The following is a 22470-nucleotide window of genomic DNA, read 5'->3' as shown; positions in this document are numbered from 1 at the left end:
CCATTGCCGGACTGATGGGCACACCGAATGCGCGCGGCTTTTTTCAGCCGGCAACTAAGCAACTTCCGAAATAGACGCTTAACCGCGAACGGGGTAGCCTTGGCGACCACAGGCAAGCGGGATCGAGGCGGATGGCGAGCGGAGGTTTGAAGCAGGCGCATGCTGCCGTGCTGCTTGGCCTTCTGCTGTCCGGCGCCGTGGTCAGCGAGCCGCAGGCCGCTTCGCGGGTCTGCCGTCGACTGGAGGCCGAGCTCGCCGCGGCTTCGCGTGGCGGCGGCGGTCCGACATTGGTCCGGAAATACGATGCCGCGATCGAGAGGCAGCGCCAACAGATCTCGAAAGCTCGCGGTCAGGCGAGCGGCGCCGGTTGCGGGTTTTCACTGTTTTCCCGCAACATCAACCAGTGTGCCGGGCTGAACGCCACCATCGAGCGCATGAGCGCCAATCTCGACAGTCTGCAAGCCAAGCGCGCCCAACTCGCCGGCGGCAGTTCACGCCGCGACCGGGGCCGTATCCTGGCGGCGCTCGATGCCAATGACTGTCGTGACGATGCGGTTGCGCCGCGCCGCGAGCCTCCGCTGGAAGCGAATCGTGAAGATGGAGGCAATGCCAATCTCTTCGACCAGCTTTTCGGCGGCGACGACCGCCAGATCGATACATTGGACCAGCCTGACGATTCCGGGGAGGAACGCGATGTCGGCCGCGTCCTGAACCAGCCCGGCAGTCCGGACGTTGCGAGCAGCGGCGGCGAGTTCCACACCAGTTGCGTGCGCACTTGCGACGGCTATTTCTTCCCCATGTCGAATGCCGCCTCGGCCGGCGATTTCGAGCGCGACCAGAAGAATTGCGAATCGGCCTGCCCCGGCACCGAGATGCAGGTCTTCTATTCGCGCGGCATGGACGACGATTCGGCATCGATGATGTCATCGGTCACCGGCAGGCCCTACGGCGAATTGCCGACCGCCTATCTCTACAAGCAGCCCGACATGTCGCGGCCGCCCGCGTGCGGCTGCAACGCCGCGCAGAATTTCCAGATCATTGGCGGCAACTCGCCAAGCCCCCAACAGTCACAGCCCGAACCGGAAGCGGCACCGCTCGTTCCGGTGCCGGCCTTAAAGCCCGATCCGGGTGCCGACCCGGAGACCCTGGCCAACAGGGACGGCGGGCTCGACCGTGAGGCCATCAAGCGCCTCTCGGCCAAGCCTGTGACATCGCCGGTTTCTGCCGTGCCTCCGGACCAGCGCAAGGTCAGGGTCGTCGGGCCAACGTTCCTTCCCGACCCATCAGGGGCAATAGATCTGCAAGCTCCGGCCCCGAAGGCAGTCCAGTAAGGGCAAGCCTGAGCGGCATGAACAGCGCCTTGCCCTTGCGGCCGGTCGCTTCCCTGATCTTGCCGGTCCAATCCTTCCAGACCGTCCCGTTCCACGGCTCCTCAGGCAGGAGATCGAGCGCCTGGTGCAGAAAATCGCGGTCGTCGTCGGAAAAGTCGGGCTTCTCCCGCGGCCCTTCGCGCAGGACGCGCCACCAGGCAACCGCATCGGCCAGTCGGTCGAGATTGCCGCGCACCGCCAGCCAGAATGGTTCGGCCTGTTCGCCGGAAATGCCCAGCACCATCAGCCGGTCCCGCGCCTCGTCGAACGGCATGTGATGCAGCAGCACCCGGTTGAGCACGAACAATTCGGCCGGATCGAACTTGGAGGACGATTTCGAGGTCGCGGCCGGGTCGAAATGGCCGGCGAGTTCGGTCAGGTCATGCGCGGCCGCGACATTCTCCGACGTGCCGACCAGTACGGCCAGCGAAGCGACGGCCATCGGCTCGATGCCGTCTTCACGCAGGCTCTCGATGGAAAGTGCGCCGGTGCGCTTCGACAGCCCCTCGCCCGAGACGGTGGTCAGGAGATTGTGGTGGCCGAAGACGGGCGGCTCGGCACCCAGCGCCTTGAACAGGGCGATTTGCACGCCGGTGTTCGTGACATGATCGTCGCCGCGGATGACATGGCTGACACCCATCTCCATGTCGTCGACGACGGAGGGCAGCGTGTAGAGATAGGTGCCGTCCTCACGCACCAGCACCGGATCGGACAGCGAGGCCAGATCCACCATCTCCTCGCCACGCACCAAATCGTCCCAGCGGATCTCGGTGCGCTCCGGCTGCAGCGGATCGCCGGAGAAATTGGGCAGCAGGAAACGCCAGTGGGGCCGGCGTCCATCGGCCTGATATTCGGCCACCTGCTCTGTCGTCAGCGCCAATGCCTCGCGGCCATAGACCGGCGGCAGGCCCCGCGTGCGGCGCACCTTGCGCCTGAGATCGAGTTCTTCCGGCGTTTCGTAGCAGGCGTAAAGAACGCCCGCCGCCTTCAGCCGCTCCACCGCCGCGTCATAGATTTCGAAGCGCCGCGACTGATACTCGGTGGCATCCGGGAAAATGCCCAGCCAGTGCAGGTCGTAAAGGATGGCGTCGGCGAATTCCTGCTTCGAGCGGGCAATGTCGGTGTCGTCGAAGCGCTGGATGAAGCGGCCCTTGTTGTTGAGGGCAAACAGCCAGTTGAACAGAGCGGTGCGCGCATTGCCGATATGGATGCGGCCGGTCGGTGACGGGGCGAAACGAACGGTAACTGTCATGAGCGGGGCGTACCGGATGCCTTTATGATTGACAAGATGCGCCCCCGCGCCGTGCCGCAGACATAGAACATGGCGGCTGGAATGAAAAGACCGGGCCGGCACGCCTCAGCTGGCGCAAGACCCCGCCGTGAGAGGGCAAGCGGCCAGCGGAGCCGACGAACAGGTGGTTGACGACGATCAGCGGCCGAAGTCGTCTGAACTCAGGCGGGTCCAGCGGTCGCCCATCAAGCCGCCGATAGCGATGTCGCCGGAACGGACCGCTTGCGTGACCTCGGCGATTCGCGAGCGAACCATCGTCCCGCCGGCATAGCGGAAGAAGACATTCCTGTAGCCGAAAAGGTGAGGCATGAACTTGTCCTGGGTCTGCCCGGTGATGCCTGCGCAGCCCATATCCCGCGCTGCCGCGACGAGGCCGTCCAGCGTCGCGCCCCAGTGGTGTCCGGAAGCCTGGATTTGCAGCAGGACCGCCATGTCTCCGACCCGGCCGTAAAAGGCATAGCAACCGAGCATTTTGCCTGTCTCATCGTAAGTCCCGCCGAAATGAAGTGGTCCGTCGGCCCGCTTCTCGGCCGCCAGCGCGAGCAGCCGCGGCAGTTCGCCGTCCTTCCAACTCGGCCGAAGAGCGTAATCGGAGAGAAGGGTCGGCAGCCGCTCGGCAAACTGCGCGGCATTGATCGGCTCGGCATGGACCCGATGCGACGATGAAGCCTGGAAAGGCGATCCGAACCTTCGCTTCGCGACAGCGTCGAATGCTCTCGCACAGGGATCGAGTGCCAAGCGAGGCAGGCCGGGCCATTTACGGTGCAGCGCGGCGGCGGCCATCGCGGCTGGCCGGAAGATGCAGGTCCATCCCAGGCAATGGACCGGCAGGAGCTGGTATTTCATCGGTCGCGCGAAGGCCAGGGAGACCCGGTTGGCCGAATCCGTCAGTTGCAGATCGAATTCGCCTTGGTGCAAGGCGCGCAGCAATTGCGGTCCTGCCGAGCCATCGTCGGCGCCAGTGTCGGCCATGAACGGACCGATGATCGCCGCATTCAATCCAGCGCCGTTGAACTCGTAACGGGCTTTCAGGACGCCGAGGAACCCGCCCAGATCCCCCTGCCGGTTGATCTGGACAAGAGCGCTCGCACCGGGCTGGCCGGCGGGGTCAAGATAGATCTTTCTCATGTATTCGGCCGTCTCCTCGATAGCGCGATCGAGGAGGTGACGCCGGCGGCGGCGAAACTTCGTCAGGAAGAGTGCCGCGACGCGCTCGAGATCTTCGGCGGCGAGTGGCCGAACCGAGCCGTGCTGGGAGTCCAGCACCGACGGGGCCGTCACCTTTTGCGCGCCGGCATTTGCGGAAACGAGATGCATCGTAAACACCGAACAGGTTGCTTTTACAGAGTACAGCAACCAAAAGTGGAAACAACGAATCTCGGCCGGTAACGTAAACAGACGTCCCGCACTCGGGACTTTGGCTTCGCGCTGCGATTGCGAGCGCCATATGGCTCGCCGGCTTATGGCAACCGATAGAGGTGGCCCCCGGCAGGAGCCGGAGGCCACCTCGGATCACATCACGAGGCCCTTGGTAAGTTCCAGCGCCTGGCGCTCGAACAGGCGGCGGTAGATACCGCCCTTCAGCCGGATCAACTCGTCATGCGAGCCTTCCTCGGCGATCTTGCCGCGATCGAAGACCAGCAGCCTGTCGAGCGCCCGCACCGTCGAAAGCCGATGCGCGATGACCAGTGTCGTGCGGCCGACCATCAGCCGTTCCATCGCCTGCTGGATGAGCACCTCCGATTCCGAATCGAGGCTCGACGTCGCCTCGTCCAGGATCAGGATCCGCGCATCGGCCAGGAAAGCGCGGGCGATCGCCACGCGCTGGCGCTCGCCGCCCGACAGTTTCACGCCACGTTCGCCGACCAGCGTGCCATAGCCCTTCGGCAGGCTGGTGATGAAGTCGTGCGCGCTCGCCAGCCTGGCGGCATGCTCGATCTCCCCCTGCGTCGCGCTTGGCCTGGCATAGGCGATGTTTTCGGCCAGCGACCGGTGGAACAGGATCGGTTCCTGCTGAACGATGGCGATCTGGCCGCGCAGCGACGCCTGGGCGACCTGTGAGATATCCTGGCCATCGATCACGATCTTTCCCGCATTCACGTCATAGAGCCGCTGGATGAGCTTGACGAATGTGGTCTTGCCCGAACCCGAGTGACCGACGAGCCCGACACGCTCGCCCGGCGCGATATCCACCGAAAAGTCACGGTAGAGCGGCGACCGGTGATTGCCGTAGTGAAAGGTGACGTTGTCGAAGGCGATGTGGCCCTGCGTGATGGCAATCGGTTCGGCGCCGGGCCTGTCTTCGATGCCGAGCGGTTCGGACTGGAAATCGACCAGTTCCTCCATGTCGTTGATCGAACGCTGCAAATTGCGGATATGCGTGCCGATATCGCGCAAATAGCCTTGCAGCACGAAGAACGAGGTCAGCACGAAAGCGACATCGCCGGCGCTCGCCTGCCCCCACGACCACAGCATCAGCGCCAGGCCGATCACGGCGGCCCGCATGACCAGCAGCAGCGCCCCTTGGGTGGTGCCGTTGATGGTGCCGCGCACCCAGGTGCGCCGCGTGCGCTCGCGCCATTTGGCGACCACCCTGGCCAGGCGGCGCTCTTCGCGCGTCTCGGCGCCAAAGCCCTTGACCACGGCATTGCAGCTGACCGCGTCGGCCAGCGAGCCGCCGAGGCGCGTGTCCCAGGTGTTCGCAAGCCTTGCCGCGGGCGCGACATAGCCAAGCGACAACATGGCCGTCACCGTGATGAACAGCAGGGAGCCGGCCGCGACGACCACGCCCATCAGCGGCCAGAACCAGCCGAGCAGCAGCGTCGAGCCGGCGAGCATGACCACCGACGGCAGCAGCGCGATCAGGATCGTGTCGTTGAGCAGGTCGAGCGCCCACATGCCGCGCGTCACCTTGCGCACCGTCGAGCCGGCAAACGAGTTGGCATGCCAGTCGGTCGAAAAGCGCTGAACGCGATGGAAGGCGTCGGCCGCGATGTCGGCCATCATCTTGAGTGTCAGCTCCACGATGCCCATGAAGGCAAGATTGCGCAACACGACGCCAGTCAGCGCCAGCGCCATCAAGAAGAAAAATGCCGTCATCGCGGCGTTCCAGGCAATGGCATCCGCTCCGGCGCTGCTGGCGACAGCATCGACCAGCCGACCGGAGTAGAGCGGCGTCAGCACGTCGGCCAGCGTCGACAGCAGGAAACCGCCAATGATGAGCGAGAGCCGCCAAGGCTGACGCCGCCAATGGGTAAGTGTGAAGCCAAGAACGCTGCGAAAGGCGCTCGCGCGCAAATCGATCTTGAAACGAGCCATGATGTCATTCGGGCGCAAAACGAGCCCGATCCCAAATAAAGGTCGAAGGTTGAAAAACCGCGCCGGGGCGAATTGCCCATGAATGCGGAGGTTCGGCGTTGGTCGCCTGCCCATGGGCGGCGACCGGCAGCGGCAAATGCCTTTTCTACGCCCGGTATGGTTCCGATACTTCGGAACACCGGCGCAGACCTAGGCCTCGCGGCCTCGCATAACGATGTCAAATCCTGGCATTCGGTCCTCCCTGAAGGGAATCGCGGAAAGGCTCTTATAGGGGTGCTTCGATTGCGCGCCAAGGCAAGCCATGGCCAAAAGCATCTCTGGCCCAGCCGATGAGGCGATTTTGCAACAGTCGCTATCCCTGCCTATCGCCGTCGCACGTCGTTCACCCGGCATGCGGCGCACGATCGAGGCGCATGTATCGCCCATCCATCGATGCCTTGAAACCCAGCTTTTCATAGACCCCATGCGCGTCGCTGGTCGACAGGCTCCAATGCGAGACGGTGCTGAGTTCAGGATGGTCGATGAGTGCCCGCACCAGCCGCAAGCCGACGCCCTGCCCGCGATGCACGGGCCAGACGATGATATCCGCGAGATAGGCGAATACCGTGCGGTCGGTGATCGCCCTGCCGAAACCGACCTGTTTGCCAGCGATGTAGGCGGCGGCGCAGAACGAGTTGGCAAAGGCCCGCCGATGGAACTCGTCGCTGCGTCCAGCTCCCCAGTAGCTTTCCATCAACAGGTCGGAGGTCGCACGAAAGTCGATCCGTGAGAGGTCGAAGCTGATTTCACAGTCGGGCATGCTGGTATCCCTATCCCGCCATGCCGCGTATTTTCGTCCAGCAGACGAACTGCGCTTCAGCCACGATCCCTGAAACGATTGGTGATGGGATAGCGGCGGTCGCGGCCAAAATTCTTCCTGGTGATCTTCACACCCGGTGCCGCCTGCCTGCGCTTGTACTCGGCGATGTAGAGCAGGTGTTCGATGCGCGCCACCGTCGCCCGGTCATGGCCGCGCGAGACGATGTCGTCGACGCCCATCTCGTTCTCGACCAGGCATTCGAGGATGTCGTCCAGCACCGGATAGGGCGGCAGCGAATCCTGGTCGGTCTGGTTCTCGCGCAATTCGGCCGATGGCGCCTTGTCGATGATGTTCTTCGGGATCACCTCGCCCGAAGGCCCGAGCGCACCCGGCGGCACATGGCTGTTGCGCCAGCGCGAGAGCGCGTAGACCTGCATCTTGTAAAGGTCCTTGATCGGATTGAAGCCGCCATTCATGTCGCCGTAGAGGGTGGCGTAGCCGACCGACATCTCGCTCTTGTTGCCCGTAGTGACGACCATCGAGCCGAATTTGTTGGAGATTGCCATCAAGATGGTGCCGCGCGCGCGGCTCTGCAAATTCTCCTCGGTGATGCCTTCCTTGGTGCCTTCGAACAATTGCGTCAGCGCATGCAAAAAGCCTTCGACGGGCTCGAAGATCGGCACGATGTCATAGCGGCAGCCGAGGGCGCGGGCGCAGTCCTCGGCGTCCTTGAGGGAATCCTTCGAAGTGTAGCGATAAGGCATCATGACGGCACGCAGCCGTTCCTCGCCCAGCGCATCGACGGCCAATGCGGCACAGATCGCGGAATCGATGCCGCCGGAAAGGCCAAGCACCACATTCTTGAAGCCGTTCTTGTTGACGTAATCGCGCAGGCCGAGCATGCAGGCGCGGTAGTCGGCCTCCTCCTTGTCCGGGATTTTCGACATCGGTCCTTCCGAACAGACCCAGCCATCATCGGTACGTTTCCAGGTGGTGACGTCGACCGCATCCTCGAACTGACTCATCTGGAAGGCGAGCGTCTTGTCCGCCCCGATGGCGAAGGAGGCGCCGTCGAAGATCAGCTCGTCCTGGCCGCCGAGCTGGTTGGCATAGATCATCGGCAGGCCGCATTCGATGACTTGCTTGATCACGACCTGGTGGCGAACGTCGATCTTGGCGCGATAATAGGGCGACCCGTTCGGCACCAGCAGGATTTCCGCGCCGCTTTCGGCCAGCGTCTCGCAGACCGCGACGTCGCCCCAGATGTCCTCGCAGATCGGTATGCCGATGCGCACGCCGCGGAAGTTGACCGGTCCCTGGATCTCGGGCCCGGCCTGGAAGACGCGCTTCTCGTCGAATTCGCCGTAATTGGGCAGGTCGAGCTTGTAGCGTTCGGCGATGATCTTGCCGCCATCGGCGAAGACGATGGAATTATGCGTGCCGCTCTTGCGCTTCAGCGGCGTGCCGATGATGACGCCGGGACCGCCATCGGCGGTGTCCGCGGCAAAATCCTGTGCTGCCCGCTCGCATGCCTTGAGGAAGGCCGGCTTGAGCACCAGATCCTCCGGCGGATAGCCGGCGAGGAAAAGCTCGGTATAGAGCACGAGATCGGCGCCCTGGCGGGCGGCATCCGCCCTCGCCTCGCGCGCCTTGGCGAGGTTGCCGGCGACGTCGCCGACAGTCGGGTTGAGCTGGGCGATGGCGATACGCAGTATGTCGAGCTTCTTGGTCATGCTGCTGACTTAGCGCGGCGGAATTCACCTCGCAATGGCGTTCGTTTGGACCAATTCAGCCCGTCAATCGTCGCCCATATACTCGCGCAGCGATTGCGGAGAGTGGTTTTCGCCGATCGACATGGCCAGGATGCGCGAGAGATGCCGGCGCGGCAGCCCTGTCTCGTCGGCCCATCGGTTGATCTGGACCTGGATCTTGTCGAGGTCCTTCTTCGATGTCGGGTTGTCCGCGATGTCGAGGCCCGCGTCGCGAAGGGCTGCCGCCATGTCGGCCGAAATGACGAAAGCATCCCAGCCCAGCCAGCGCAAAAAATACTGGCCGGTGTTGCCGCCGAGCCGGCTGCCATGCCTGCCGAGATAGGCCATCAGCCCGACCTGGTCATCGGCGGGCCATTCGGCGAGAAAATTGCCGAAGCCGCCATGTTCCCGGGACACGCGCTCGACGAAGGCGGCGTTGTCGCGAACGGACCTGATCTTCTGCGGATTGCGCACGATGCGCTGGTCCGAGGCCAGATCGTGCCAGAAATCGTCGGGCTGGAACAAAAGCCGCTTCGGCTCGAAGCGCAGGAACGCTTCCTCGAAACCGGGCCATTTCTGCTCGATGACGCGCCAGACGAAACCGGCGGCAAAGACGCGCTCGGCCATGGTCGAAAGGATGCGGGCGTCGGCAATGTCGGCGACGGCGGCATTGTCGGGTATCGGACCCAACAGCGAGGTCAGTTCCGCCTCACCGCCCTTGCGATTTGCCGCCCGAGCGCGAATTTTCTTGAAGTCGGCCATCGGTCCCCTCGGTTCGCCTCAATCTAGCACTTCCCGCCCGGGCCGGCAGCCTCTACCTCTAATGCATGTCGCCCAAAAGTGACCTCGGTTTTGGGAAGACGACATGCATAAAAGCAAAAACCTAAAGCGCGTCGCCTCAATCCGCTTCGACGCGACGCGCTTTAGCGCAGCAAAGCGCTTGGAGACGGCCATGAACAAGACCATCGACGACCTGGCGAACCGTTGGCTGAAGCGGAAGCCGGATGGGCTGAGCCAGTTGGAAAACCGGGTGCTGCAAAGCACCATCGAGCGTACCACCATCACCAGGGACACCAACAAGGCCGTCGCTTTCCACCAGACTTTTGGCGACCGCCTTGCCGATACGATCGCCCGCATCGGCGGCTCCTGGTCGTTCATCCTGACCTTCATCGCCTTCCTGATCGTGTGGACATCAGCCAATGTCTGGCTGTTGTCGCGCGATGCATTCGACCCCTACCCCTTCATCTTCCTCAACCTCGTCCTGTCGATGGTCGCCGCATTGCAGGCGCCGGTGATCATGATGGCGCAGAACCGCCAGACCGAACGCGACCGCATCGATGCCGCCCATGATTACGAGGTCAATCTGAAGGCCGAGATCGAGATCATGGCGCTGCATGAGAAGCTGGACGAACTGCGCCACAGCCAGATCATCGGCATGCGCGACGAAATCGTGCGGCTGGCCGAACTGGTCAAGCGGATCGACGAAAGACTGTCACAGCAGTCGGCCTCATGACCGAAGCGATCCACCATTTCATCGAGCAATACGGGTTGCTGGCGGTTTTTCTCGGCTGCGTGGCCGAAGGCGAAAGTGCCGCGATCCTGGGAGGCTTCTTCGCCCACCAGCATGTTTTCGTGCTGTGGCATGCCTTTGTCGCGGCAGCGCTGGGCGCCTTCGCTGGCGACACCTTTTTCTTCATCCTCGGCAGGAGTTTCGCCGATAATCGCCATGTCGTCAGGCTGCGCCGGCGGTCCGGCTTTCGCCGCGCCTACCGTCTGCTCAACACTCATCCCAACATCTTCGTGCTGTCGAACCGCTATGTCTACGGCATGCGCCTGGTCGGCGGCATCGCGGCCGGCCTTTCGACCATAGCGGCACCGCGCTTCGTCATCCTCAACGCCATTTCCTCGGTCATCTGGGCGGTCCTGTTCAGCACGATCGGCTATGTCTTCGGATTGGGAGCCGAGCAGTTGATTGGCCAGGCGGTGATCCAGCACGAGCGGCTGTTCGTCGGGCTCGGCATCGGCCTTGCCGTGGCCGTGCTTGCCTGGTTTGTCGCCCGCCATGTCGCCAAGCGGGAGCGCGACAAGGAGTTTTGACCGTCAGTCGATGCCGAGCGCCTGGTCCCCCCGATCGAGGATGAGCGGGATGATCAGGTCCTCCTCATCGGCCAGATGCCGGGTCAGCATCGCGATCAGACGGTTGTTTTCGTCGGCATAGGCATCGGCGGCGAAGCGCTGCTTGTCCTCACTCTCCTGAAGTGTACGGATGAACGCGTTCGCCGCCTCGGCGTTGCGCTCCAATCCTACATGGATGGTGTGGTGGTCGGCATCGAGAATCTCGAAACCGCGCTTCAGACGGGGCTCCGCCTTGGTGAAGGCTGGGAAATACTGGTAGTCCTCGACATTGTGGTGGCCGTCGAGATGCCCGAGAAAATGGTTGAGGCGCGGCGCGAACCAGCGCGCGAAATCGGGGGCCGTCAGTCTGCCTTCGCGATAGTTGCCAATGCCGCCGGTGAGCATGCCGCCGAGTTCGCGGAACATGTCGTGCCGCTGCAGCCACATATTGGCCATGCCGTGAATGTTGGCGTGAGCCTGCCAGTTTTCGCGGGGATATTTGTCGGCCAGCCAGCGCAGGTCGTCCGGCAGGCCCAGGCGTTCGAGAAGCGATGAATTCGTGACCTCTGCCATGACGGTCTCCTTTGGTGACCGTCATAAGGCATCAAAGCTTCAGATCGGCACCCCCGTTATGCGCTCGATGAGAGCGATGCCCCAGACGCCGCCGGCAATCACCACAGAAATCAGCACCGCCAGCGAGCCACAATCCTTGGCGAGCTGGATATCGATATGGAATTCACGAGAAATTGCGTCGCACGCCGCCTCGATGCCCGTGTTCAGCACTTCGACCATGATCAAGAGGAGCACCGCGCCGATCAGCAGCGCGTAACCGCGCCACGACACCGAAACGAACCAGCCAGCGGGCAAGGCCAGCACCAGCAGCATCAGTTCCTGCTGGAAAGCCTTCTCGCTAACCGCAAGCTTGCGAAATGCCCGCACCGAATTGATAAAAGCATCGATCAGCCGCTGCATGCCAAGGCCCCTCTCGGAATCACCGGCCCGGGATAAAGCAATGCCCCGATCAATGGAATAAGGCGGATCGTCCAAATTTCATTCGGCTACCGGTATGGCCGGTGTCGACTTTTCAAACTGCGGCAGCCCATCGTCGATCGAATAATAGTCGCCCTTGTCGCCGACGAAGATATGACATTCGCCCTCGAGCGCTGTCGGCTTGTCGAACGATCCCGCCATGACCGAGATATGGTCTTGGTCCATTGCCTTCCAGAACAGCAGCGACCCGCATGTCTTGCAAAAGCCGCGCCTGGCGAAGCCGGACGCTTCATACCAGGTGATGCTTTCCGTGCCTTCGATCACGATGTCGGTATCGGCAACATTGGTCGCGGCATAGAAATGCCCGCTCTGTTTGCGGCATTGCGAACAATGGCAGTAGACGACGCCACGCAGTGCCCCACTTGTCCGGAAGCGGACCGCTCCGCACAGGCATGATCCCTGGTGACTCTCCCGCACTGGGTTTCTCCCCTAAACTGTAGTCTGGCGAAGGCACCAGCATTCCAGCTTTGCGGCCGTCATGCGTAAGCAATTGCGACATCTGTTGTTGTGGAAAATCCGAAGTTCAGTTTCGCTCAGCCGCGAATTTGCATGCAACGCCGCCAATCAGCGCTGCCTGGAGGTTGATAGTCTGGTTGGACGCATGCAGCCTGATGTAGCGAAAAGGCGTGAGTTCTGCCGATTAAGGAAACTTTAGCGCTACTGCATCTATGGTGATCTCCATCGAAGGTCGCGTGTGGGGACGCGCCTTTTCGTGTGTCGGCTTCGAATGGGTGGCGTCCCCGCGTCAGCGATGATGGATATGCGTCAAGTTCAGGCGCGTTCCCAAGGGAAGAGCGAACAACCATGCAGCCGGCGGCCACCCAGACCGAACGAAACACTGAGATCGCAAGCACCGTCGTGGCGACCATGCGCCAGCTTGGCGTGCTCGGCCTGCCGCGCAACTATGAGATTTTCTATGAGGCCTTGAGCGGCACCAACCGCGAGCTCGGTCTTGCCGTCTTGTCGCTGAGCAGCCGGCCGACGCAGGATGAGCTGGATCAGATCGGGCGCGCCTTCTTTGCCCATAATCATGGCCCCGGCATCATCGAGCATGCCCGGGACGTCATCGCCAAGGAGCTTGAGGAGGTCGCGTCGCTTCTGCGCAGCGAGCGCAGCCATATCGAAAAATACGGCAGGATCCTCGACGAGACATCCAGCGGCCTGAGCAACCGCAGCCTTCTCTCCCAGGATCTTCTGCAAAAGATCGCCAACGCAATGACGATCGCGACCAATTCGACGATCGATCACGGCCGGCAGGTCGCCTCGACGCTTAGCGACAAGACGGCGGAGCTTGAGAGCGTCAAGTCGAAGCTCGAGGAATACAAGCGGCTGGCCCATACGGATCCGTTGACCCAGATCTGGAATCGTCGCGCTTTCGACAAGGAAATCACCAGGATCTACAACAGCAACAAGGGTATTCTGTTCAATGCCCTTGTCCTTGTCGACATCGACCGGTTCAAGGACATCAATGACCGCTATGGCCATCCTGTCGGCGACAAGATCATCCAGATCATCGCCGAGATTTTCCAGACCAGCATTCGCGGAGACATGTTCGTCGCCCGAACCGGCGGCGAGGAGTTCGCGCTGATCATCGAGGGCGCCAGCGAGGACGCAACCTACGAGATCGCGGAACGCATTCGCGCCCTGATCGAGCAGACGCCGTTCACCAGCAGCCAGACCGGCATGAATTACGGGACCGTGACGGTATCGATGGGCATCTGCATGGCATCAGAGGCTGAAGGCCCCGAAGACCTCTACACCAAGGCGGATCGGGCGCTCTACCGCTCCAAGGTCAGCGGGCGCAACCGCGTCAGCAGGCATTCAGCCATGGCAGGGCGCGCCGGCAAAAGCTGGCTGCTCTACAAGAAAGACTGACAACCGACGGGATGGGGTTTCAGGCGCGCTTTCCTGATAGCCCGACCTCTCGGCGGGCTCCCGTCATCAGCGATACTGGCCCTCTTCGAAACGCGGCGGCCCAATGTCTTTTTCGGATATTTGGTCCGATTTGAAGATCAGCTCCGCGCCTTGTGCGGTGTGCAGCAATTGTTGCAGGTCGGGCGCGACCAGCGGCGCGTCTTCGTCGAGAAACAAGGATCCGGTGTCGACCAGATAGGTGGCCAGCCCCGCGGGTCCCACGCCATGAACCAGCAATTCGCCGCCGCCATTGTCGCCATAGGGCATCGCCCCGGGGATTGCCGCCGACACGCCATAGGCCTGGTCCATCACCACGACTTGCTCGGGACCCCAGAGGCGCAATTCGCCGTGGCGGTTCCACAGCAGGACCAAGTTGGTCATTTCCTTGACCATCTCAAAATAGCCGGCGGGAATGTCCGGATAGATCTGGCACAGCCGCTTTATATCGTCCGGCCGGGCCGGCAGGCCATAGGAATAGACCTGAAAGACGGTCGCTAGGTCCATGGCGCCCCCGGCTGCGCGGCTGCTCTTCAATTTGGCAAGGCCGTGGCGGATCAGCCGTTGACCGCTTGCTTGTGCTGCACCGGATGGCTCTTCTTCAAGAGGTCCGAGACCAGGAAGGCCAGTTCGATCGCCTGGTCGGCATTGAGGCGCGGATCGCAATGGGTGTGGTAGCGGTCCTGCAACTCCTCGGCGGTGATGGCACGGGCGCCACCGGTGCATTCGGTGACGTTCTTGCCGGTCATCTCGACATGGATGCCGCCGGGATGCGTGCCTTCGGCGCGGTGCACCTCGAAGAAGGTCTGAACTTCCTTCAGGATGCGGTCGAAGGGCCGTGTCTTGTAGCCGGCGGCCTCGATCGTGTTGCCATGCATCGGATCCGAGGACCAGACCACGCTGCGGCCTTCCTTCTGCACAGCGCGCACCAGCTTCGGCAGATGGTCGGCAACCTTGTCCGAACCGAAGCGGGCGATCAGCGTCAGCCGGCCCGGCTCGTTCTCGGGGTTCAGCAGGTCGATCAGTTCCAGGAGGCCGTCCGGCGTCAGCGACGGACCGCATTTCAGGCCGAGCGGGTTCTTGATGCCGCGGCAATATTCGACATGGGCATGGTCAGGTTGACGCGTGCGGTCGCCGATCCAGATCATGTGACCCGACGTGGCGTACCAGTCGCCGGAGGTGGAATCGACACGCGTCAGCGCCTCCTCATAGCCGAGCAGCAGGGCCTCGTGGCTGGTGTAGAAGTCGGTTTCGCGCAGCGCGAAATTGGTTTCGGACGTAATGCCGACCGCGCGCATGAAATCCATCGTCTCGGTGATGCGGTTGGCAAGCGACTCGTATTTCTCGCCCTGCGGGCTGTCGGAGACGAAGCCGAGCATCCAGCGATGCACATTCTCCAGGCTGGCATAACCGCCCTGCGCGAAGGCACGCAGGAGGTTGAGCGTGGCCGCCGACTGGCGGTAGGCCATTTCCTGGCGGGCGGGATCGGGAATGCGCGACTTCTGGTCGAACTCGATGCCGTTGATGATGTCGCCGCGATAGCTCGGCAGCGTCACTTCGCCCTTGGTCTCGTTGTCGGACGAGCGCGGCTTGGCGAACTGGCCGGCGACACGGCCAACCTTCACCACCGGCTGCGCACCGGCGAAGGTCAGCACCACGGACATCTGCAGGAAAACGCGGAAGAAGTCGCGGATGTTGTCGGCGCCATGCTCGGCAAAACTCTCCGCGCAATCACCACCCTGGAGCAGGAAGGCTTCGCCGGCGGCAACCGCCGCCAACTGCTTCTTCAGCTTGCGCGCTTCGCCGGCAAAGACCAGCGGCGGGAAGGTGGCGAGTTGGGCTTCCGTATTCTTCAGCGCGGCAAGGTCCGGATAGGCGGGAACTTGCTTGATCGGCTTTGCTCTCCACGAATTCGGCGACCATTTCGTCATCGCTGCACCCAACGCTCTTTCCGGCGGACACCCTCGCCCGCCATTTCCCGCCCCAAACTGGGGTGGCGGCTCCATACACGAAGCCGATTTCCTATTCTAGACCGGAATTTCGGTGCTGGCGAATGGCTGACGCGCCCAGGACGGCCCGAAAGGCGAGATCAGGCTGCCTTCTCCACCAGTCGCGCCAGCTGCGTCATGACCACAGCCGAGCCCGCCAGACGCTTCTCCGCCGTCGGCCAGTCGCGGATGAAGACCACGCTATGGTCGGCCCTGATCTTGGCCAGCGAACCCTGCTCGCCAATATACTTGACCAGCCCGATCGGGTTCGAGAACTCGCGCTTGCGGAAATGGATGACGATACCCTTCGGCCCGGCATCGAGCTTCTCGACATTGGCCTTGCGGCACAGCGCCTTGATGAAGACGATCTTGAGGAGATGTTTCACTTCCTCCGGCAACGGGCCGAAACGGTCGATCAGTTCGGCGCCGAAAGCGTCGATCTCCTCGGTGTTTTCGAGATCGCCGAGGCGGCGGTAAAGCGCCAGCCTGAGCTGCAGGTCCGGCACGTAGCCTTCCGGGATCATCACCGCCGTGCCGACGGCGATCTGCGGCGACCAGCCGCCATCCTGCACCTCGCCGAAATCCTTCACCTCAGCGACCGCTTCCTCCAGCATCTGCTGGTAGAGCTCGAAACCGACCTCCTTGATGTGCCCGGACTGCTCCTCCCCCAGCAGGTTGCCGGCGCCCCTGATATCCAGGTCATGGCTGGCGAGCTGGAAGCCGGCGCCGAGCGTGTCGAGCGACTGCAGTACCTTCAGACGGCGCTCGGCAGTGTCGGTGAGCTTGCGGTTGGCCGGCAGTGTGAACAGCGCATAGGCGCGCACCTTCGAGCGCCCGACGCGGCCGCGCAACTGGTAGAGCTGCGACAGGCCGAACATGTCGGCGCGGTGGATGATCAGCGTGTTTGCGGTCGGGATGTCGAGTCCGGATTCGACGATGGTCGTCGACAAAAGCACATCATACTGGCCGTCATAGAACGCGTTCATGATGTCGTCGAGTTCGCCCGGTGGCATCTGCCCATGCGCCACCGCTACCTTCAGCTCAGGAACTGATTCCTTCAGGAAATCATGGATTTCCGCCAGATCGCTGATACGCGGAACGACATAGAAGGAATGGCCCCCTCGGTAGCGCTCGCGCAACAACGTCTCGCGAATGACCAGCGGGTCGAAGGGCGAGATGAAGGTGCGCACCGCCATGCGGTCGACCGGTGGCGTGGCGATCAGCGACAGTTCGCGCACGCCCGTCAGCGCCAGTTGCAGCGTGCGCGGGATCGGCGTCGCCGACAGGGTCAGAACATGGACGTCGGTCTTCAGGTCCTTCAGCCGTTCCTTATGCTTGACGCCAAAATGCTGCTCCTCGTCGATGATCAGCAGGCCGAGATTCTTGAACGAAATCGCGGAGCCCAGCAGCGCATGGGTGCCGATAACGATATCGACCTGCCCTTCGGCAATGCCCTTCTTGGTCTCCGCTAATTCCTTTGAGCCCACCAGCCGTGACGCCTGGGCGACACGGATGGGAAGCCCTGAGAAACGCTGCGAGAATGTCTTGAAATGCTGACGCGACAACAGGGTCGTCGGCACCACCACCGCGACCTGAAACCCTTCCATCGCCGCGATAAAGGCGGCGCGCAGCGCCACTTCGGTCTTGCCGAAGCCGACATCGCCGCAGATCAGCCGGTCCATTGGCCTACCCGCGCCGAGATCGTCACGTACCGAGTCGATGGCCGTCTGCTGGTCGTCGGTTTCCTCGTATGGGAACCGGGCGGCGAACTCGTCATAGAGGCCTTCGACCGGCACCAGGGCCGGTGCGGCCCGCATCTGCCGCTCGGCGGCGATGCGGATCAGTTGTCCGGCCATGTCGAGCAGGCGCCGCTTCAGCTTCGCCTTGCGCGACTGCCAGGCACCGCCGCCCAGCTTGTCCAGCGTCGCTTCGGCCGTGTCGGAGCCGTAGCGCGACAGCAGCTCGATGTTTTCCACCGGCAGGAACAGCCGGTCGTCGCCGGCATAGTGGATTTCCAGGCAGTCATGCGGCGCGCCGACCGCCTCAATGGTGCGCAGGCCGATGAAACGGCCAATTCCATGGTCGGCATGGACGACAATATCGCCGGCCGACAAGGCCGAGGCTTCGGCAATGAAGTCGGACGCGCGCTTCTTGCGCTTCGAACGGCGGATCAGCCGGTCGCCCAGAATGTCCTGTTCCGCGACGACGACCAGCTTTTCAGTCTCAAAACCGGATTCCAGCGGCAAAACCGCCAATGCGGCCTGTCCCGGCTCGAGCTGTTCGGCCTCCGCCAACGTCTCGACCTGCTTGAGATTGCCGAGATGGTGCTCGGCCAGGATCTGGCCAAGGCGGTCGAGCGAGCCCTCGGTCCAGCCAGCGATGACGACCCGGCGGCGCGCCGCGCGCTCGTCGGCTATGTGCCGGACGACCACATCGAAGACATTGACGTTCGGATCGGCTCGCTCCTCGACGAAGCTGCGGCCATGGCGCGAGCCGGCGTGGAAGACTTTCTTGCTCCCCAGGTCCGGCGCGTCGAACACGGTAAAGTCAATGTCTTCGCGCTCGCCAAGCGAAGCCTTCAGATTCTCCGGCGAGAGATAGAGCAGATCCGGCGCCACCGGCTTGTAGGGGACCGCATCCTTGAGCGCCGCGTCAGCCTGCTTTTTGCGCGCCTCGTAGTGATCGAGGATCAGCGTATGGCGCTCGGCCAGCGCCTCATGTGCCAGATGGTCGAAAACCACGGGTGCGTCGGGCAGGTAATCGAACACCGTCTCCAGCCGCTCGTAGAAGAACGGCAGCCAATGCTCCATGCCCGCGAAACGCCGGCCTTCGCTGACCGCCGCATAGAGGCCGTCGTCACGCTGGGGTGCGCCGAAAGCCTCGATATAGGAGCGGCGGAAGCGGCTGATGGTTTCGGGCGTCAGCGCCACCTCGCTCATCGCCTGAAGCGCCATCGACTTGCGCTGGCCGGTGGTGCGCTGCGTGGCGGCATCGAAGACGCGGATCGATTCCAGCGTGTCGCCGAAGAAATCAAGCCTTAGCGCCTCGCTCCAGCCGGGTGCAAAGAGGTCGAGAATGCCGCCGCGCACCGCGAATTCGCCGATGCCGCGCACGGTCGGCACCCGCTCGAATCCCGACGTCTCCAGCCGCGCGATCAGCGCATTCATGTCGATCTGGTTGCCGGGCCTGGCGTGGAAGGTTTGGGCTTCGACAAGCTCCGCGGGCGGAATGCGCTGCAGCAGCGCATTGGCGGTGGTGAGAATGACGGCACGGTGCGGTTTCTTCGCCAGTGCGATCATGGCGGTCAGCGCATCGAGGCGCTTGGCGGCGGCATCCGAACCAGGCGAGACACGGTCGTATGGCAGGCAGTCCCAGGCAGGCAGTTCCAGCACAGGCAGGCCCGGCGCGACGAAGGACAGCGCCTCGATGATCGAAGGCAGGCGCTGGCCGTCGCGGGCCACGAACAGCACCGGCTTGTCGGGCGCGATCTCGAGCGCCGTCTGCACCAGTGCGAAAGCCTCGTAGCCGTCGGCGACACCGTCGACGATGAACTGGCCGGCGCGGCCCTTCGGCAAGCCAATGGTGGGAATGAGAGCCATCAAATCACGGTCTTGTTTGTCGCAATTCCCATGGGAAAACGCTTCGCACTTTTCCTGGAATTGCTTGTGTTCAGAAAGTCATGGTCCGGCGGGACGCCAGGATTTTTTGCAGGACGGCACAGTCGATCTCCGCCGGCACCGGGCGTTCGCCCGTGACCAGCGGCAGGAATTCCGTGTCGACAATATCGAGGAGCCTCTCATATTGGTCGATTTCGTCGGCGGTCAAGGTGCCGATCTCGGCATCGGCGAAGGTGCCGAGGATGAGATCCATCTCGCGCATGCCGCGATGCCAGGAACGGAACAACAGCTTGCGGCGATGGGCGTCCAGCCCCTCGCTTGATCGTTTCGTTCCGGTCATTGTGCCGCATCCTCGCTTCAAGCGGCGCATATAGCGTGGATAGTGGGCGCTGTCAGCCTTGCGCTGCGGCCGTCGCGACATAAGCTGACATCATGCGTCCTTCCATCCTCGATCCCCTATTTGTCCCGATCACCTCGCTTGCCGGCGTCGGGCCGAAGGTTGGCGCGCTGATCGAGAAGGTCGTTGCCGCCGATCTCGGCGACCGCGCCGCACGCGCCGGCGACCTCCTGTTCGTGCTGCCGCACACCGTCATCGACCGCCGAAACCGGCCGGGCATCGCACTCGCGGCCGAAGGCGCCATCGTCACGCTTGAGCTGCGCATAGACCGTCACCAGCCGCCACCGCGCGGCAACAGGTCGGTGCCCTACCGGGTCTACGCCCATGACGACACGGGCGAAATCGGCCTGACCTTCTTCCATGCCCATGCCGCCTATCTCGAAAAGGCAATGCCTGTGGGCGAGCATGTCGTGGTGTCAGGCCGGATGGAATGGTTCAACGGCCGCCCGACCATGGTCCACCCCGACCATATCGCGCTCGCCAGCGAAGCGGAAAACCTGCCGCTGGTCGAACCGGTCTATCCGCTGACCGCCGGCCTCTCGGGCAAGGTGCTGCGCCGGACGATCGGCCAGGCGCTCGGCCGCCTGCCGGAGCTGCCGGAATGGCAGGATGATGCCTTCATGCGCCGCCAGAGCTTTGCGTCCTTCGGCGACGCGCTGACCCGCATCCATTATCCCGCTGATCCGATCGATGTCGCGGTCGAAGGGGCTGCATGGCGCCGCCTCGCCTATGATGAATTGCTCGCCGGCCAGGTCTCGCTGGCTCTGGTGCGGGCAAAGGTGCGGCGCCTGTCAGGCCGCCCTCTCGTCGGCGATGGGCGCATCGTCGAGAAGCTGCGTACAGCCCTTCCCTATTCGCTTACGCCCTCGCAGGAATTCGCGCTCGCCGAAATCAACGCTGATCTCGCCGATCCGGAGCGCATGCTGCGGCTGCTGCAAGGTGACGTCGGCTCGGGCAAGACGGTGGTGGCGCTGCTTGCCATGGCACGCGCTGTCGAGGCCGGCGGCCAGGCGGCGCTGATGGCGCCGACCGAAATCCTCGCGCGCCAGCATCTGGCGACGATCACCCCGCTTGCCGCCAAGGTCGGCTTGCGCATCGCCATCCTGACCGGCCGTGAAAAGGGTCGCGAGCGAGCCGAAACGCTGGCGGGTCTTGCCAGCGGCGAGATCGACATCGTCGTCGGCACCCATGCGCTGTTTCAGGAAACGGTCAGCTTCCACGACCTGGTCCTGGCCGTCATCGATGAGCAGCATCGCTTCGGCGTCCACCAGCGGCTTGCCATCACCGCCAAGGGCGACGCCCCCGACATGCTGGTCATGACCGCGACCCCCATCCCGCGCACGCTGGTGCTGACCGCCTTCGGCGACATGGACGTGTCGAAGCTGACGGAAAAACCCGCCGGCCGCCAGCCGATCCGCACCGTCACGCTGCCGCTGGAGCGGCTCGACGAGCTGGTCGGCCGCATGCTCGATGCCGTCGCGGATGGCCAGAAGATCTACTGGATTTGCCCGCTGGTCGAGGAATCCGAAGAAATAAAACTGATGTCGGCCGAGGATCGCTTTGCCTCGCTGAAGCCGCTGTTCGGCGATCGCATCGGCCTTGTCCACGGCCGCATGAAGGGTGTCGAGAAGGACGAGGCGATGCGCGCCTTCAAGCAAGGCGAGACGCGCATCCTGATCGCCACCACGGTGATCGAGGTCGGCGTCGACGTTCCTGACGCCACGATCATGGTCATCGAGCATGCCGAACGCTTCGGCCTCGCTCAGTTGCACCAGCTGCGCGGCCGGGTCGGACGCGGCGACAAGCCCTCGTCCTGCGTGCTGCTGTACAAGGATCCGCTTGGCGAGACCGCAAAACGCCGGCTGTCGGTGATGCGCGAGACCGAGGACGGTTTCCTGATCGCCGAGGAGGACCTGAAATTGCGCGGCGAAGGCGAACTGCTGGGCACCCGCCAGTCCGGCACGCCGGGTTTCCAGGTGGCGCGCATCGAGGTGCATGCCGACCTACTGGAGGCCGCCCGTGACGACGCCAGGCTGATCCTGTCGCGCGACCCAGAACTGCAATCGGACCGCGGCGAGGCGCTGCGGCTCCTGCTCTACTTGTTCGGCCGCGACGAGGCCGTGCGGCTCCTGCGCGCCGGGTGAGGCCCTAGCGGCGGATTGGCCAGGGTTCCGTTGATCGGCTCGCCGTTCAGCGTCACCAGTTTCGTCTTCACCTCGGGAGCCACCAGCCCGGCTGATACGATCAGCTTGGCACCGTCCTCGATCGTCATGTCGAGCGGCACGATGTCCGACTTCAGCACATACATCAGGAAACCGGTCGTCGGGTTCGGCGTGCACGGCATGAACACGGCAATCAGCGGATCACCTTCCTGGTCGAGCTTCTGGTTGATCTCGGTTTCCTTTTCGCTGGCGACGAACACCAGCGACCACACGCCCTTGCGTGGATATTCGACCAGCCCAACCTGGCGGAACATGTCGCCCTTGTTCGACAGCACGGTCTCGAAAATCTGCTTCAGCGAGCCGTATATGCCGCGCACCAGCGGCATGCGGCCAAGCAAGCGCTCGCCAAAGCCGACTATGGCGCGGCCGACAATGTTGGCGGTCAGAAAACCGATCAGCGTGATCAGGATGAGCGCAACGATGAGCCCGAACCCTGGAACCGGAAACGGCAGATAGGTGTCGGGGCTGTAGCGCGCCGGAATATACGGTTTCACCCAGGAATCGACCCAGCCGATGAACGACCAGGCGATATAGGCGGTGATCGCCAGCGGCGCGCAGACGATGAAGCCCGTGAGGAAATAGTTCCTCAGCCGTGTCATGCCGGAAGTCTTGGGAGCGTCTGACATGGTTCACCGGAGGCG

At 63.1% G+C, this 22470-nt stretch carries 19 protein-coding genes; 5 read left to right on the top strand and 14 right to left on the bottom strand.

The annotated features are described in order from the left end of the window. Positions 1-131: 131 nt before the first annotated feature. Positions 132-1331 (top strand): DUF2865 domain-containing protein, encoded by a 1200-nt coding sequence (locus FJ936_RS14095; protein ID WP_140793171.1) that lies wholly within the window; start codon positions 132-134, stop codon positions 1329-1331. Here the strand turns inward: FJ936_RS14095 and FJ936_RS14090 are convergent. The 6 genes from FJ936_RS14090 to FJ936_RS14065 form a co-directional block, all read right to left on the bottom strand. After that, complete coding sequence (locus FJ936_RS14090) at positions 1249-2622, bottom strand: glutamate--tRNA ligase (protein WP_015317657.1); 1374 nt, start codon at positions 2620-2622, stop codon at positions 1249-1251. The two genes, FJ936_RS14095 and FJ936_RS14090, sit on opposite strands and share 83 nt — an antisense overlap. A gap of 177 nt (positions 2623-2799) precedes the next feature. After that, positions 2800-4167, bottom strand: a complete 1368-nt coding sequence (locus FJ936_RS14085; RefSeq protein ID WP_246680467.1) for a hypothetical protein — start codon at positions 4165-4167, stop codon at positions 2800-2802. A 6-nt stretch (positions 4168-4173) separates the two neighbouring features. Beyond that, on the bottom strand, positions 4174-5979 hold the full coding sequence (locus FJ936_RS14080) for an ABC transporter ATP-binding protein (RefSeq protein WP_140793169.1): 1806 nt from the start codon (positions 5977-5979) through the stop codon (positions 4174-4176). Positions 5980-6361: 382 nt separating this feature from the next. Next, positions 6362-6778: a GNAT family N-acetyltransferase gene (locus FJ936_RS14075; RefSeq protein ID WP_015317654.1), complete on the bottom strand. Its 417-nt coding sequence runs from the start codon at positions 6776-6778 to the stop codon at positions 6362-6364. A 56-nt stretch (positions 6779-6834) separates the two neighbouring features. Beyond that, a complete protein-coding gene (locus FJ936_RS14070) occupies positions 6835-8511 on the bottom strand; it encodes an NAD+ synthase (RefSeq protein ID WP_015317653.1) in 1677 nt (558 codons plus the stop codon). A 63-nt stretch (positions 8512-8574) separates the two neighbouring features. Next, positions 8575-9291, bottom strand: a complete 717-nt coding sequence (locus FJ936_RS14065) for a DNA-3-methyladenine glycosylase I (RefSeq protein WP_140793167.1) — start codon at positions 9289-9291, stop codon at positions 8575-8577. A 190-nt stretch (positions 9292-9481) separates the two neighbouring features. On the opposite strand from FJ936_RS14065, the gene FJ936_RS14060 reads away from it, so the two are divergent. Continuing rightward, positions 9482-10042, top strand: coding sequence for a DUF1003 domain-containing protein (locus tag FJ936_RS14060; protein WP_015317651.1), 561 nt, complete (start codon positions 9482-9484; stop codon positions 10040-10042). Continuing rightward, positions 10039-10626, top strand: coding sequence for a DedA family protein (locus tag FJ936_RS14055; protein WP_140793166.1), 588 nt, complete (start codon positions 10039-10041; stop codon positions 10624-10626). Before FJ936_RS14060 ends, FJ936_RS14055 begins: the two co-directional genes overlap by 4 nt. A 3-nt stretch (positions 10627-10629) precedes the next feature. On the opposite strand, the gene FJ936_RS14050 is transcribed toward FJ936_RS14055, so the two are convergent. The 3 genes from FJ936_RS14050 to FJ936_RS14040 form a co-directional block, all read right to left on the bottom strand. Next, positions 10630-11217: a hemerythrin domain-containing protein gene (locus FJ936_RS14050; protein ID WP_140793164.1), complete on the bottom strand. Its 588-nt coding sequence runs from the start codon at positions 11215-11217 to the stop codon at positions 10630-10632. A gap of 39 nt (positions 11218-11256) precedes the next feature. Continuing rightward, positions 11257-11616 carry a diacylglycerol kinase gene (locus tag FJ936_RS14045; protein ID WP_015317648.1) on the bottom strand — a complete coding sequence of 120 codons (360 nt, stop codon included), beginning with the start codon at positions 11614-11616 and terminating at the stop codon, positions 11257-11259. A gap of 78 nt (positions 11617-11694) precedes the next feature. Then, on the bottom strand, positions 11695-12111 hold the full coding sequence (locus FJ936_RS14040) for a GFA family protein (protein ID WP_015317647.1): 417 nt from the start codon (positions 12109-12111) through the stop codon (positions 11695-11697). Positions 12112-12498: 387 nt separating this feature from the next. Here FJ936_RS14040 and FJ936_RS14035 point away from each other — a divergent pair, with 387 nt between their 5' ends. Next, a complete protein-coding gene (locus tag FJ936_RS14035; RefSeq protein ID WP_140793162.1) occupies positions 12499-13569 on the top strand; it encodes a diguanylate cyclase in 1071 nt (356 codons plus the stop codon). A gap of 66 nt (positions 13570-13635) precedes the next feature. Here the strand turns inward: FJ936_RS14035 and FJ936_RS14030 are convergent, their stop codons facing one another. The 4 genes from FJ936_RS14030 to FJ936_RS14015 form a co-directional block, all read right to left on the bottom strand. Next, on the bottom strand, positions 13636-14112 hold the full coding sequence (locus tag FJ936_RS14030; protein WP_141906686.1) for a hypothetical protein: 477 nt from the start codon (positions 14110-14112) through the stop codon (positions 13636-13638). A 50-nt stretch (positions 14113-14162) separates the two neighbouring features. Next, positions 14163-15536 carry a 3-deoxy-7-phosphoheptulonate synthase class II gene (locus FJ936_RS14025; RefSeq protein ID WP_140616228.1) on the bottom strand — a complete coding sequence of 458 codons (1374 nt, stop codon included), beginning with the start codon at positions 15534-15536 and terminating at the stop codon, positions 14163-14165. A 158-nt stretch (positions 15537-15694) separates the two neighbouring features. After that, a complete protein-coding gene (gene mfd / locus FJ936_RS14020) occupies positions 15695-19192 on the bottom strand; it encodes a transcription-repair coupling factor (RefSeq protein ID WP_141906685.1) in 3498 nt (1165 codons plus the stop codon). A 70-nt stretch (positions 19193-19262) separates the two neighbouring features. Next, positions 19263-19550, bottom strand: a complete 288-nt coding sequence (locus FJ936_RS14015; protein WP_015317643.1) for a succinate dehydrogenase assembly factor 2 — start codon at positions 19548-19550, stop codon at positions 19263-19265. A 92-nt stretch (positions 19551-19642) separates the two neighbouring features. Here FJ936_RS14015 and recG point away from each other — a divergent pair, with 92 nt between their 5' ends. Beyond that, positions 19643-21751 carry an ATP-dependent DNA helicase RecG gene (gene recG, locus FJ936_RS14010; protein WP_140793156.1) on the top strand — a complete coding sequence of 703 codons (2109 nt, stop codon included), beginning with the start codon at positions 19643-19645 and terminating at the stop codon, positions 21749-21751. Here the strand turns inward: recG and FJ936_RS14005 are convergent. Beyond that, a complete protein-coding gene (locus tag FJ936_RS14005) occupies positions 21703-22455 on the bottom strand; it encodes a DUF502 domain-containing protein (RefSeq protein ID WP_031240956.1) in 753 nt (250 codons plus the stop codon). The two genes, recG and FJ936_RS14005, sit on opposite strands and share 49 nt — an antisense overlap. Between the last annotated feature and the right edge of the window lie 15 nt (positions 22456-22470).

Source organism: Mesorhizobium sp. B2-4-13, assembly GCF_006658535.1.
GTDB classification, from domain to species: domain Bacteria; phylum Pseudomonadota; class Alphaproteobacteria; order Rhizobiales; family Rhizobiaceae; genus Mesorhizobium; species Mesorhizobium australicum.
The sequence above is the reverse complement of the archived record's forward strand: the minus strand, read 5'-3'. Positions and strand labels throughout refer to the sequence as shown.

What these genes read in the sequence shown, in the direction of transcription:
- mfd (WP_141906685.1), bottom strand. Translation starts at nt 19,192, where the DNA reads ATGGCTCTCATTCCCACCATTGGCTTGCCGAAGGGCCGCGCCGGCCAG.
- FJ936_RS14090 (WP_015317657.1), bottom strand. Translation starts at nt 2,622, where the DNA reads ATGACAGTTACCGTTCGTTTCGCCCCGTCACCGACCGGCCGCATCCAT.
- FJ936_RS14055 (WP_140793166.1), top strand. Translation starts at nt 10,039, where the DNA reads ATGACCGAAGCGATCCACCATTTCATCGAGCAATACGGGTTGCTGGCG.
- FJ936_RS14095 (WP_140793171.1), top strand. Translation starts at nt 132, where the DNA reads ATGGCGAGCGGAGGTTTGAAGCAGGCGCATGCTGCCGTGCTGCTTGGC.
- FJ936_RS14075 (WP_015317654.1), bottom strand. Translation starts at nt 6,778, where the DNA reads ATGCCCGACTGTGAAATCAGCTTCGACCTCTCACGGATCGACTTTCGT.
- FJ936_RS14005 (WP_031240956.1), bottom strand. Translation starts at nt 22,455, where the DNA reads ATGTCAGACGCTCCCAAGACTTCCGGCATGACACGGCTGAGGAACTAT.
- FJ936_RS14015 (WP_015317643.1), bottom strand. Translation starts at nt 19,550, where the DNA reads ATGACCGGAACGAAACGATCAAGCGAGGGGCTGGACGCCCATCGCCGC.
- recG (WP_140793156.1), top strand. Translation starts at nt 19,643, where the DNA reads ATGCGTCCTTCCATCCTCGATCCCCTATTTGTCCCGATCACCTCGCTT.
- FJ936_RS14050 (WP_140793164.1), bottom strand. Translation starts at nt 11,217, where the DNA reads ATGGCAGAGGTCACGAATTCATCGCTTCTCGAACGCCTGGGCCTGCCG.
- FJ936_RS14045 (WP_015317648.1), bottom strand. Translation starts at nt 11,616, where the DNA reads ATGCAGCGGCTGATCGATGCTTTTATCAATTCGGTGCGGGCATTTCGC.
- FJ936_RS14035 (WP_140793162.1), top strand. Translation starts at nt 12,499, where the DNA reads ATGCAGCCGGCGGCCACCCAGACCGAACGAAACACTGAGATCGCAAGC.
- FJ936_RS14080 (WP_140793169.1), bottom strand. Translation starts at nt 5,979, where the DNA reads ATGGCTCGTTTCAAGATCGATTTGCGCGCGAGCGCCTTTCGCAGCGTT.
- FJ936_RS14065 (WP_140793167.1), bottom strand. Translation starts at nt 9,291, where the DNA reads ATGGCCGACTTCAAGAAAATTCGCGCTCGGGCGGCAAATCGCAAGGGC.
- FJ936_RS14070 (WP_015317653.1), bottom strand. Translation starts at nt 8,511, where the DNA reads ATGACCAAGAAGCTCGACATACTGCGTATCGCCATCGCCCAGCTCAAC.
- FJ936_RS14060 (WP_015317651.1), top strand. Translation starts at nt 9,482, where the DNA reads ATGAACAAGACCATCGACGACCTGGCGAACCGTTGGCTGAAGCGGAAG.
- FJ936_RS14025 (WP_140616228.1), bottom strand. Translation starts at nt 15,536, where the DNA reads ATGACGAAATGGTCGCCGAATTCGTGGAGAGCAAAGCCGATCAAGCAA.
- FJ936_RS14030 (WP_141906686.1), bottom strand. Translation starts at nt 14,112, where the DNA reads ATGGACCTAGCGACCGTCTTTCAGGTCTATTCCTATGGCCTGCCGGCC.